The 11926-nt window shown below is 72.8% G+C and carries 10 protein-coding genes; 7 read left to right on the forward strand and 3 right to left on the reverse strand.

The genetic code is table 11. The features are described 5' to 3' along the window. Positions 1-38: 38 nt before the first annotated feature. Positions 39-1673, forward strand: coding sequence for a PLL family lectin (locus DFJ66_RS43395; RefSeq protein ID WP_211351091.1), 1635 nt, complete (start codon positions 39-41; stop codon positions 1671-1673). 114 nt (positions 1674-1787) lie between these two features. Then, a complete protein-coding gene (locus tag DFJ66_RS11925; protein ID WP_121220772.1) occupies positions 1788-2429 on the forward strand; it encodes a M15 family metallopeptidase in 642 nt (213 codons plus the stop codon). 4 nt (positions 2430-2433) lie between these two features. On the opposite strand, the gene DFJ66_RS11930 is transcribed toward DFJ66_RS11925, so the two are convergent. Then, on the reverse strand, positions 2434-5172 hold the full coding sequence (locus tag DFJ66_RS11930; protein ID WP_170199288.1) for an AfsR/SARP family transcriptional regulator: 2739 nt from the start codon (positions 5170-5172) through the stop codon (positions 2434-2436). Positions 5173-5291: 119 nt separating this feature from the next. On the opposite strand from DFJ66_RS11930, the gene DFJ66_RS11935 reads away from it, so the two are divergent. Continuing rightward, the gene (locus DFJ66_RS11935; RefSeq protein WP_121220776.1) at positions 5292-5786 is read left to right on the forward strand and encodes an RICIN domain-containing protein; all 495 of its coding nucleotides are present in this window, start codon (positions 5292-5294) and stop codon (positions 5784-5786) included. A gap of 124 nt (positions 5787-5910) precedes the next feature. On the opposite strand, the gene DFJ66_RS11940 is transcribed toward DFJ66_RS11935, so the two are convergent. Beyond that, positions 5911-6678: a helix-turn-helix domain-containing protein gene (locus DFJ66_RS11940; protein ID WP_121220778.1), complete on the reverse strand. Its 768-nt coding sequence runs from the start codon at positions 6676-6678 to the stop codon at positions 5911-5913. Positions 6679-6836: 158 nt separating this feature from the next. Between DFJ66_RS11940 and DFJ66_RS11945 the strand changes: the two genes are divergently transcribed. Both DFJ66_RS11945 and DFJ66_RS11950 read left to right on the forward strand, forming a co-directional pair. Then, positions 6837-7100 (forward strand): RHS repeat-associated core domain-containing protein, encoded by a 264-nt coding sequence (locus tag DFJ66_RS11945; RefSeq protein WP_121220780.1) that lies wholly within the window; start codon positions 6837-6839, stop codon positions 7098-7100. Further along, entirely contained in the window at positions 7097-7591 is a 495-nt protein-coding gene (locus tag DFJ66_RS11950) for a hypothetical protein (RefSeq protein ID WP_121220782.1), read from the forward strand. Before DFJ66_RS11945 ends, DFJ66_RS11950 begins: the two co-directional genes overlap by 4 nt. 148 nt (positions 7592-7739) lie before the next feature. On the opposite strand, the gene DFJ66_RS11955 is transcribed toward DFJ66_RS11950, so the two are convergent. Next, on the reverse strand, positions 7740-8882 hold the full coding sequence (locus DFJ66_RS11955) for a sensor histidine kinase (protein WP_121220784.1): 1143 nt from the start codon (positions 8880-8882) through the stop codon (positions 7740-7742). 160 nt (positions 8883-9042) lie between these two features. Here DFJ66_RS11955 and DFJ66_RS11960 point away from each other — a divergent pair, with 160 nt between their 5' ends. Then, complete coding sequence (locus DFJ66_RS11960; RefSeq protein WP_121220786.1) at positions 9043-9519, forward strand: DUF6326 family protein; 477 nt, start codon at positions 9043-9045, stop codon at positions 9517-9519. Positions 9520-9812: 293 nt separating this feature from the next. Further along, complete coding sequence (locus DFJ66_RS11965; protein ID WP_121220788.1) at positions 9813-11816, forward strand: M91 family zinc metallopeptidase; 2004 nt, start codon at positions 9813-9815, stop codon at positions 11814-11816. Positions 11817-11926: the final 110 nt, after the last annotated feature.

Raw genomic sequence — 11926 nt, forward strand, 5'->3', positions numbered from 1 at the left:
CGCGCGTCCACATCTCTTGACAGACAGGGGAAATCCCGATGAGACCGAGACTGCCGCGCGTCCTCGTGGCGATGCTGCTCGCCCCGGCCCTGACGACCGTGTTCGCCACCGCGGCGAACGCCGAACCCACCGGCGCCGCACCGCAAGCCGGTGACCTGGCGGCGCAGTACGCGACCGCGTCGTGCGACCCCGGCGGCCCGACCGCCACCGACGCCGCGATCGCCACCCAGCTCAACGGCCAACTCACCGGCAAGCTGGCCGGCGCCATGAACGCCTACCGGGTCTCGTGCGCCCGGATGGTCACCAAGGCCGCCCGGGACCGCGGCCTGGCGCAACGGGCCGCCGTCATCGCCGTCACGACCACCATCGTCGAGTCGACCATCCAGAACGTCGCCGAGATGGTCGACCACGACAGCCTGGGCCTGTTCCAGCAGCGGGGCACGTGGGGCGACCAGAACGAGCGGCTCGACCCGATCTGGGCCACCAACGCGTTCCTCAACAAGATGATCAAGCTGTACCCGGGCAACGCGTGGCAGACCGCACCGATCGGCGAGGTCTGCCAGGCGGTGCAGGTCTCCGCCTACCCGAGCCGGTACCAGCCCGAGGCCGCCGACGCGCAACGCATCGTCACCGCGTTGTGGGACGCGTCGGCCCCGGCACCCGGCGCGCCGGCACTGCCGTCGCAGTCGGTGGTGCGGAACCCGATCAGCGGCGCCCTGGAGGTGTACCGCGTCGGCGGTGACGGCCACGTCCACGAGAAGTGGTGGCGCGACGGCGCCGGCTGGTCGGCGTGGACCGACCACGGCGGCACCGGCTTCACCGGCGAGCCGGCCGCGATCCACAACCCGGCGGGCAACACCCTCGAGGTGTACGCCCTGGGCGCCAACGGCCACGTGTACGAGAAGTGGTGGCGGTCGGCCGGCGGCTGGTCGTCCTGGCACGACCTCGGGGGCGCGAACTTCGTCGGCTCGCCGGCCGCGACCTACAACCCGGTCGGCGGCAGGCTGGAGCTGTACGCCACCGGTGCCGACGGGCACGTCTACGAGAGCTGGTGGCGGGCGGGCGCCGGGTGGTCGGCGTGGACCGACCTCGGCGGCGGGAGCTTCACCGCGTCACCGGTCGCGGTGCACAACCCGATCGGCGGGACCCTGGAGCTGTACGCGACCGCCGCGGATGGCCACGTGCACGAGAAGTGGTGGCGCGAGGGTGCCGGCTGGTCGGCGTGGGCCGATCTCGGCGGCTCCGGCTTCACCGGCACGCCCGCCGCGGTGCACAACCCGATCGGCGACACGCTGGAGCTGTACGCGACCGCCGCTGACGGGCACGTGTACGAGAAGTGGTGGCGATCGGCCGGCGGCTGGTCGTCCTGGCACGACCTCGGCGGCTCCGGCCTCACCGGCACGCCCGCCGCCGTGCACAACCCGATCGGCGGCACCGTCGAGGTCTACGCGACCGGGACCGATGGCCACGTCCACGAGAAGTGGTGGCGGGACGGCGCCGGCTGGTCGGCGTGGACCGACCTGGGTGGCACCGGGTTCACCGGCACGCCCGCCGCCGTGCACAACGCGGGCGGCGACACCGTCGAGGTCTACGCCACCGACGGCAACGGGCACGTCAACGAGAAGTGGTGGCGGTCGGCCGGCGGCTGGTCGTCCTGGCACGACCTCGGCTGACCGACCGGGACTTCACTGCCCGGCGAGGGTGCCCCTGCCCTCGCCGGGCAGTGCGCTGTACCGGCTACAGAAAACGTACAGAAGGCCAGAAGCCCGTCCCTCCACGATCGGGACGTGCCCAAGATCCTGTTGATCTCCGACGAACGCGTGGCGGCCATCCCGGTCCGCGACTGCGGGGAGCTCCTCTGCGACCTTCGTGACATCCCGGCGCTCCGAGCGGCCGTCGCCGATGTCCACGTGCGCACGGGGGTGGCCGACCGGCTCGTCGCCGCGCAGACCCTGCTGCCGCGCGGCGTGCGCCTGCTGGTCGTGGCGGGCTACCGGTCGCCGGCCGAGCAAGAGCGGCTCTTCGCCGAGCACAGCGTCCGACTCACGACCGACCATCCGGAGTGGACGGTGGACCAGGTGCGCACGGCCGCGAGCCGACACATCGCACCGCCGGAGCTGGCGCCACACGTAGCCGGCGCCGCGGTGACCCTGACCCTGTGCACCGACGACGGCGCCGAACTGCCCATGGGCACGGCCGTCGACGCCGACCTCGTGGCGAACGCACGAGCCCTGGTCACCGCGTCCACGATCATCTCGCCGGAGGAGCGGGCGAACCGGAGTGTCCTCAGTGGAGCGATGGGTGCCGTCGAGCTCGTGAACTACCCGACGCTGTGGTGGCACTGGTCCTACGGCGACCGGTACTGGGCACACGTCACCGGACGCCCGTCTGCCCGCTACGGCCCGGTGCCGCCGCCGGGCGAGCGCTGATGACCTACTCCGTCACCAAGTCGGACGCGTCGGTCGCCGGCACCACGGCGTGACGGGAGCCGGGCGGGTCGGCCACCCCGAGCCGCCCGGTCCCGTCGCCGAACAACGCCTCCGCGTCGCCCCACCGCGCGGCGGCGCCCAGTGCCAGGCGGGCGTCCTCGCGGTGGACGAGGCACCACGCCGCGGCCCACCGGTCGCCGGACTCGAGCAACAGGTCCGCGGCTTCCCGGAAGGTCCCCGCCGCACCGGCCGGATCACCCGCGACGTGCCGGGCGTGCGCCAGCCTGGCCAGCGCCGACCCGACCCGGCACCAGTTCCCGAGCCGCCGCTCGACCTCGACGGCCTCCGCGAGCAGCGCGACCGCCGCCGCGTGGTCACCCTGCGCGGCACGGGTGGTCGCGAGGTTGATCAACGTCTCCCCCTCGCCCCAGGCGTTCCCGGTCGCCCGGTGGATGTCCAACGACGCGGAGTGGCAGGCGAGGGACCGCGCGAACTCCCCGCGCCGCCGCAGCGCGTGCCCGAGCGTGGTGCCGAGCAGGCCGCGCAGGTGCTGCCCCACCGGTCCGGGGACGTCGGCCACGAGGTCGAGGCCCCGTTCCAGGTGCCGCACCGCCTCGTCGACGCGGTGCCGCTCCAGCGCCAACACGCCGAGGTTGCTCGACATCCACGCGACGCCGGTGGCGTCACCGGCGCGTTCGGCCGCGCGCAGCGCCACGACGTGCGTGGCCTCCCAGTCGCCCCACAGCCGCCGCACGTAGAGGTACTCGCCCGTGACGGCCGCGAGGCGCCACGCCCCGACGCCCTCGTCGGCCGCGTGCCGGACCGCCGCGACCAGGTTCTCCCGCTCCGCGTCGAACCACGCCAACGCCGCCCGCTGGGTCGCGAACGCGGGACCGTCGACCGGGTGCTCGTCGGGGACGGCCTGGCGGCCCGGTGCCAGCGCGCGGTCCGCCCGGCCGGCGGCGCCGAGGTACCAGCGCAGCAGGCGACGCGCGGCCGCCCGCCGCTCGTCCGGCGCGACCGGCTGGTCGGCGGCGAACAGCCGCAGCAGGTCGTGGAACCGGTAGCGGCCGTCCGCGCGCTCCACCAGGTTGGCGTGCACCAGGGTGTCGAGCACCGGACGCGGGTCGGGCACGTCCAGCAGCGCGCCCGCCGCGTCGAGGCCGAGGTCGGGTCCGCGGTGCACGGCGAGCAGCCGGAAGGCCCGCCGCGCCTCACCGGGCAGCGCGCGGTAGGACCAGTCGAACACCGCGCGCATCGCCGTGTGCTCGTCCCCGTCGGAGGTCGACAGCAGCGACAGCCGGGCGCGGTCGTCCCGCAGCTCCGCGACCAGGTCGGCGATCGCCTCGCCGGACCGGAGGCTCACCAGCTCGGCGGCGATCCGCAACGCCAGCGGCAGGTGGCCGCACAGCCGGCACAGCCGGGCCACGGCGTCCGGCTCCCGCGCCACCCGGTCGCCGAGCACCGAGCGCACCAGGCCGAGGCTCTCGTCGGGGCTCAGCGCGGCCAGGGGCACCCGGACCGCACCGGACCGCACCACGAGGCCGGACAGGGCGTCGCGGCTGGTCACCACGACGGCCGAGGACGGTGACGCGGGCAGCAGCGGCCGCACCTGGGCGGCGTCGCGGGCGTTGTCCAGCACGACCAGCACCGCCTTGTCCGCGAGCAGCGACCGGTAGAGCGCCGCGCGGGCGTGCACCTCGGCGGGGACGTCCGCGGCCGCGACGCCGAGCGAGCGCAGGAACGTCCCGAGCACGTCGGCCGGGTCGAGCGCCGAGCCGCCCGGGTCGTAGCCGCGCAGGTCGACGTACAGCTGGCCGTCCGGGAACCGTTCGCGCGCGCGGTGCGCCCAGTGCACGGCCAAGGAGGTCTTGCCGACGCCCGGAACGCCGGTCACCGCGGACACCACCACGGGGCGCGGCCCCGCCAGGCGGTCGAGCGCGGCGAGCGCGTCCGCCCGGCCCACGAACGGCGTCACGTCCGGCGGCAGTTGGCGCGGGAGCGGCGCGCTCCGCTCCGGCGCCGCGCCGAGGAGCTGCGCGTGGATCCGCCGCAGGCGCGCGGACGGTCGGACGCCCAGTTCCCGGTCCAGTCGGCGGTGGAGCTCACCGTAGGCGTGCAACGCCTCGCCCCGCCGCCCGCAGCGGTCCAGCGCGACCATCAACCGGCCGACCAGGCTCTCGTGGTGGGGGTGCGCGGCGACGAGCGCCGTCAGCTCCGCCACGACCTCGCGGTGCCGACCCAACCGCGCTTCGGCGTCGAACCGCTCTTCCCAGGCGGCCAACCGCGCCTGCTCGAGGTCGTGGCCGAGCGCGGGCACCTCGAGCCCGGCCAGCGCGGGGCCGCGCCACAACGCCAGCGCCTCCTTCAGCGTGGCCACGCGCCGCTCGTCGTCCTGGCCGCGCGCCGCCGCGCACAACGCCCGGAACCGGTGGGCGTCCACGCGGTCGGGGTCGCAGCGGAGCAGGTAGCCGGGACCGTCGCTGATCAGCGCCACACCGGCCCGCGCCGCCCCGGCCGTCGCCAACACCGACCGCAGCCGGCTGATCTGGGTGTGCACGACGGCCCGCGCGGAGCGGGGCGGCTCGTCCGGCCACAGCAACGAGATCAGCCGGTCCACCGGGACGAGCCGGCCGGCCTCCAGCAGCAGCACCGCGAGGACCAGGCGCTGCTTGCGCACGCCGGGGTGCACCGGCCCACCCGCCGTCCGGACTTCCACCGGCCCCAGGACCCCGAACTCCACCCCTCGCCCCTCCCCGGGGGATTGAAGCACAGGACGACCGGGAGGTCGTTGGGAGAAAACCGAAAGGAGGAACGGTCACGGTGTGGTCGGCACGTGCCACGACCACGAAAGGCAGCCCGATGAGACGAATCCCGATCCTTCTGCTGACCGTCCTGGCGACCCTGGGCCTGGCGCCGGCCGCGGCGCACGCGGAAGCCGTCACCGGCTGGGTGTACGTCGTCAACACGGCGACCCGGAAGTGCCTGGCGATCCCCGACGGGACCACCGCGGTGGGCACCAAGGCGGTCCAGTGGACCTGCAACGGCCGCAACGAGCAGAAGTGGCTGATCACCGGCACCGGGCGCAGCACCCTGCGCTACGGCGTGAACTCGAACCTGTGCCTGGCCATCCCGGGTGGGACGACGGAACCCTTCGTCGAGCCGATCATCTGGACGTGCTCGACCAACACCGACCAGCTCTGGTACGGCTTCGACGGCCAGGACACACTGATCCGCAACGCCGCCAGCGGTCTCTACCTCGACGGCGTCGGCAGCGGCACGTCGATGGTGGTCCAGTACTCCTTCATCGGCGACGACCACCAGAAGTGGTACTTCGTGCAGACCACCGCCCCCTGAGGCCACGGGCGGGTGCGCTGCCCCGCGCACCCGCCCCGTCGGGCCGTGTCGCCGTGCGCTTCCTCCAGCCTCACCGCCCACAACGATGGCGATCCCGTCAGGCTGGCCGGCGACGAGTGCGACGTCAGGGGCGGACGAAGCAGATGTTGGACGGAGGCGGGTTGCACTCGTAAGTGGGTTCGGGTGCTTCAAGACCGGTCGTCGTGGTGGTGGTGGTCGTCCAGCGTCGCGTCTCCGTCGTCGTGGTCGGTACGCCGCCGGGAGGCGGCTCTGGCGCCGGTGTCGGGGTGGCGGCCGGTGCGGTCGTCGTGGTGGTCCTCTGCGCCGGCTGACCGGTGGTGGTCACGTCGGTGGAGGCATGGGTCTGCCCCACGGGCTCCGCCGGCGCGACCGCCGTGGTGGAGGTGGAAGTCGCGTCGGCGTGGGGCCCCGACGGCGTGTCACGACGACCAGGGGCCAACGCGACCAGGACCCCCGCCGCGACCACGAGCAACGCCAACGCCGCCACGAGTGCCACCCGGCGCCGCGTCGTGTCGGGATCACGGCGTGCGGGTGCGTCCGACGTGTCGTCGGGTGCCACATCACCCGCCGGCTCGCCCTCCTCGGGAAGCACCCGCTCGACCACCAGGTCCGCACGCGCCTTCACCCACTCGGCGACCACTTCGGGACTCGCGCCACACGCCCGCAGGAACGCCACCAGCAGTTGCTCGCCCGGCACGGTGGTGCGGGCCAACGCACTGTTGAGCGTCGAGGTGGGCAGCACGTCACCAACCTGCGCCGCCCGGCGCTCCAACGCGCGGTAGCTCAACCCGGTCCGGACGCGCAGCTCCCGCAATGCCGCGACGAACTCCGCGGAGTCCGCCGACGCCGGCGGACGCCACCAGGTGTCCATCAGATCTCCCCCTCCGATGACGACGCTGCCCGACCCGCTCCCAGGGTCGGGTGGATCACCCTAGACCTCCGATGGGTGCACCTGCGGCGGGATGTGGGTACGCGGCCAGGGGTCTTGCGGATCATCGACCCCCGGGTTGGCGGACCGCAGCACTGTCCGTGGACCCGCCTACAGCCGCCGCCGACCCGCTGGGGCTCGGCGGCGGCTACGCTCCACACGGCTACGTCCGCAACCCGGGCACCTGGTTCGACCCGCTCGGCCTGACCGGCGGCGAAACCCGGATCGGCCAGAACGGCACACCGCTGGCCGGCGACCCCGAGTCGACCTGCAGGCAGCAGCAGGTCGTGGACGACCACATCCGGGAGACCTGCGACGCCATCCGCCGCTACCGGCCCTGCGGAGGCTCGGGAGGAGGAGCGTGACCGAGCACGACCGGTTCCCCGAGTTCGTCGCGGCGACCGGCCTGCGAGACGTGGACGTGGCCGCGGGCGTGCACGACGAACACGTGCGGCACGAGGTGTACCTGCGCGTGCTGGCCGACGCCACACCACCCGACGACCTTCCGATCATCGCGCGCGTGCTCGACGATCCGGACCAGGTGATGGCGGTGTCCGCCGTCGTGCGGCACCTGGATCGGATGGGCGAGTCGCACCCCGACTTCGACACCTGGGCCGACGCGGTACTGCCCGTGCTCGGCGGTCGCGAGTTCCCCACCCGCCGAGTCGCCGAATGGCTCCTCTACCGGGACCTGGCGGCAGGCGGCGAACCGGACCAGGACCGACTGCGCGAGGCGTCGGACTGGCTGCAGCGCAAGATCGCCGACAACGTGACCAGCCCTGTGGTCCTGGAGGTGTTGGCGGAAGTCGGCCGTACCAAGCGCGTCCGCAACACGGCCAAGTCGAAGATCCGATAACCGCGCCTGCCGACCACTGGTTCTTCGGGGTGCCTGCCTCGCCCACATGTCAGCACGCCAGAACGTGCGAATCAGTGGCACATCGCGGACTGGTTCGGCGTCTGCCGGTGTCGTAGGCCGACATCGTGATCTCGAAGAACGCGCACCGTCATCGGCGCAGCTTCGTCGGCAGGTCGGCGTCGACCGTCCACCCGCCCTCGGGTGCCGGCCCGGCCCGCAGCGTGCCGCCGAGGAGCTGTACGCGCTCGGTCATCCCCAGCAGGCCGAAGCCGTGGTTCACCGGCCGTGCCGGGTCGAGCCGGCCGTCGTCGGTCACGCGCAGTCGCAGCCTGCCCGCGCTCTCCACGACCCGGATCCGCACACGCGAGGCGTTGCGGGCGTGCCGCAGGGCGTTGGTCAGCGCCTCTTGTGCCAGCCGGTAGACCGCCGCGTCGACCTGGGTCGGGAGTTCGCCCAGGTCGTCCGGCAACTCCACGTCGACGACGGGGACCGGGGCGCGGCGGGCGAGGGACACCAGGTCGGCGACGCCGGGCTGGGGGGCGTACTCCGCCGGCGCCCCGTCGCGCAGCACCCGGACCATCGCCCGCATCTCCGCCAGCGTCCGCGACGCTTCCCCTTCGATGACCGCCAGTGTCTCGAGCGCCGCTTCGGGTCGCTGCCCGGCCATCGCGCGGCCCGCCTGCGCCTGCACGGCGATCGCCGAGACGTGGTGGGCGACCGTGTCGTGCAGTTCGCGCGCGAGGCCGACCCGCTCCTGGCCGCGGATCTGCTCCAACGCCCGGCGCCAGCTCTCGGCACGGTAGCGCAACGCCGCTCCGCCCGCCGCCGCCGCGGCCAGGACGCCGAACCCGCCGACGACGTCGGCCGGCCCGACGTGGTCGGGGACCATGCCGATCCCCGCGGCGACCGCCACCACCGCCAGCCCGATCACGATCTCGCGCCCCGAGCCCCAGCGGACCAGCGCGTAGACGAGCACCAGGACGTAGATCATCGTGTCGAGGCCCACGCTCGGGGCCCCGCCCAGCAGGCTCGCCAGCCCCAACGCCATCGCGGTGCCGAAGGCCACCACCACACAGGCCAACGGGTGAGTACGCCGCCACAGCAGCACCGGCGCGAGTCCGACCGCCACGATCGTCGCCAACGGCCGCCAGGCGACGTCGTCCCGCAGGACGCCCTCGAGCAGCGCCGTCACCATCAACACCCCGACCAGGACCCAGTCGCGCGACACCCGTTCGGGAGCGCCCGTGGCGCGGGGCTCGGCCCACAGCGAGCCCAGGGCGTTGGTGATCACCCACCCAGTCTAGGAACCGCCGAGGCGGCGGGGACCGACCGAAAGAACGAGACGCGGCTCCTCCCACGGAACGAGGCCGGCCCGGCCTCTACACCGATGTGCCCGCCGCCGCGCTCGGAGATCGTGGACCTACCGATCACCAACCACAACGGAGCCCACGATGAGAACACCTCAACCCACCACACTGGAAGACCCGCGGATCCCGGTGCGGATCAAGCTCGCCGCGGCGTGGACGAGCTTCATGTTCCTCTACGCCTACGTCGACATCCTCGGCTTCTTCAAGCCCGGAATCGTCACGGACATCCTCGCGGGCGTCGTCTTCGAGTTCGACATCAGCCAGACGTTGTTCATCGTCTTCCTCACGCTCATGGCGATCCCGATCTCCATGATCGTGCTGTCGATGACACTGCCCGCACGGGCGAACCGGATCACCAACCTCATCGTGGCCTCGGTACAGGTCCCCTTCGCGGCGTTCAACGCGGTCGGCGAGTCCTGGAGGTACTTCTACGGCCTCGGCGTCGTCCTGGAACTGATCCTCCTCGCCCTCATCCTGCGGTACGCCTGGACCTGGCCCCGCACCGCACCATCGGCGACCACGGCCACCAGCCCGGACCGTGAAACCGCTCGCGCCCAGTAGCAAGCGACGCGACGATCTCCACGCGCTGTGCGGACCTGAGGCACCTCGGCCAACTGTTCCGCCAAGTCTCACCAACGGTGTCGAGATTGGTCCGCTGTGGACGGTTCCGTCACCAAGACACCGCGTCCTTCTGCCCTGAAGGCACTGCTGTCGGGCGCGCCTGCCCCAATGGGCAGCGAACCCTGCCCGGTGGGGCGGAGACCGGGGTTCCCGGTGGTCCAGCCGGTGTGGTGGTCCTAGCCTCGGTCTGTTGACCCGTTTCCCGCACGCTCCGTCACCTCCGGGGATTCGTGATGACCCAGTTCACTCGGCAACCGCAAGGGCCGGAGGCCGGGGCCAGGACACGACACCCGACGGGGCGGCAGGCCACACCGGCAGGCCCGCAGGCGCTGCTGGCCCTGCAACGCGCGGCCGGGAACCGCGCGGTGCAGCGCACCATCCAGATCGAGCGGGGCTACTACCTGGACTCCCTGCGCAGCCCGGCGGACCGGTTCAAGAACCAGGTGGTCGGCGCGATCGACGCGCTGCTGGCCGGCACCGGCGTCAGCGCGGCCGAGCGGGACGGCCGGATCGTGCTCAACGGTGAGCCCCGGGAGCACGGCGATCCCCGGTACCGGCTCATCCGCGATCTGGTCGACAGCGCCCGCACGGTGACCATCCGGCGGGACACCACCGGCGACAACCGCACCGATGTCGCGGTCACCGGTTCGGGCCGGGCCGCGGTGCGCGCGGGCATCGCGGCGGCGGCCACGACCGGCGCCGACGCGATCGTCTACTTCGACCCGAAGACGGCGATGGAGAACCGCGTGGTCGAGGTGTGGGACGCGGGCCGCGGCCGCCTCGACCGGCGGGAGATGCCCGCCTTCCTGGTGCTCGCCCACGAGTTGATCCACGCCGGCCGGATCATGCGTGGCCGGGCGGCGAACCACCCGGGCACCGGCGCCCGCCAGGTCACCGTCTACCGGCGCGCGGACGGCAAGCTCCAGATCGGGCACCTGGAAGAGGTGCTCACCGTCGGCCTGACCCCGATCGGCGCGGCGGAACTGGAATCCGCGCTGGCCGAGGGCGGCGCCCTCCAAGCGTTCGAACGCTCCGACAAGGCGGACCAGTTGCTCAAACTGGCCGGGGACGTGGCGGCGGACAACGACGTGACGGAGAACGCGCTGCGCACCGCCCTGGGCCTGCCGGCACGCGCGTCTTACGAGACGTACCACCAGGAAGCGTTGACCCCCAAGGGGGGCAACCGGGGCCAGGACGCGTTGAGCCGGCTGGCCGCCGCCGCAGAGCCGGCCATTCCGTGGCGCGTCATCGCCGGTGCCGTGTCCGTGCCGGTTCTGGCCTATCTGCTGTGGTGGTTCCGGGCCGAGTTGTCCGCGGCGTTGCTCGGCGCGGCCGACCAAGGCGCCGACGTGCAGCGCAGCACCTCAGGCGACTGCCCGTCCGCCGCTCCGGCGACGCCCGCCCCGGCCGCTTCCGCACCGGTGCTGCAGCGGTTCGGGATCAACGACCGGACCTGGGGCGAGACCGACCGCGTGCGCACCCTGCGCCAAGGGGTCTACGTGGTGAGCAAGGACGATGAGGCGCTGGTGGTGAAGACCGCCGCGGACACCTCCCCTGCCGCCGAGGTGGTCGGCTCCCAGATCGGGACGGTGGTGGGCGTCAACACCGTGCAGACCGAGGCGATCCGGGTGGACTCCGTCGAGATCACCCGAGCGCTGGCGCACTTCCGCCGGCTGGGTGCGCAGGGGAACACCCTCGCCGACGCGATCGGCGGGACGAAGCACGGTCAGATCCTGGTGATGCCCTACATCAAGGGCGTCGACCTGAAAGACGCGTCGAGCCAGTGGAAGGCGGCCGACGAGGAGACCCGCGGCGGGTGGGTCAAGGAACTCGGCCGGGTGTGGCTGCTCGACCTGCTGATCCACAACCCCGACCGGCACCCGGAGAACCTGCGCCTCGGCGAGGACCGCAAGATCCACGCGATCGACCAGGTGGTGGGTGTGAACGCTTACTACGATTTCGGCGGTGAGAAGCTCGAGGGCATGCTCGCCGATCTCGACCAGGCGAAGCGGAAGTTCTTCACCAAGCTCAACAACGACCTCGACGGCTTCACGATCAGCCCGGACGTCTACCTGCCCAAGTTCGACGAGGGCGTCGAAGAGGTGCACCGTGTGATCAAGGCGGTGGATCCGGCCAAGCAGGTCGAAACGCTCTTCGCGATGAACACCGGGGAGAAGGTGCAGGTGCCCGGCATCCGCAGCGGCCAGGAAGTGCTCAGGAAGCTGATCACGTCCTGACCACCGCCGCACACCCCTTCACCGGTGGAGATCGACCACCGGGGTGTCCTGGGGGCTGAATCAGGTGGGGGTCAGGGGGAACCCTGATGGCGGGGCGCGCGGCGGCGGGC

The sequence above is a fragment of the Saccharothrix variisporea genome (assembly GCF_003634995.1).
Classification (GTDB): Bacteria; Actinomycetota; Actinomycetes; order Mycobacteriales; family Pseudonocardiaceae; genus Actinosynnema; species Actinosynnema variisporeum.

Excerpts from the sequence above, each read along its gene's own strand:
- DFJ66_RS43395 (WP_211351091.1), top strand. The coding sequence starts at position 39 with ATGAGACCGAGACTGCCGCGCGTCCTCGTGGCGATGCTGCTCGCCCCG.
- DFJ66_RS11935 (WP_121220776.1), top strand. The coding sequence starts at position 5,292 with ATGAGACGAATCCCGATCCTTCTGCTGACCGTCCTGGCGACCCTGGGC.
- DFJ66_RS11940 (WP_121220778.1), bottom strand. The coding sequence starts at position 6,678 with ATGGACACCTGGTGGCGTCCGCCGGCGTCGGCGGACTCCGCGGAGTTC.
- DFJ66_RS11960 (WP_121220786.1), top strand. The coding sequence starts at position 9,043 with ATGAGAACACCTCAACCCACCACACTGGAAGACCCGCGGATCCCGGTG.
- DFJ66_RS11965 (WP_121220788.1), top strand. The coding sequence starts at position 9,813 with ATGACCCAGTTCACTCGGCAACCGCAAGGGCCGGAGGCCGGGGCCAGG.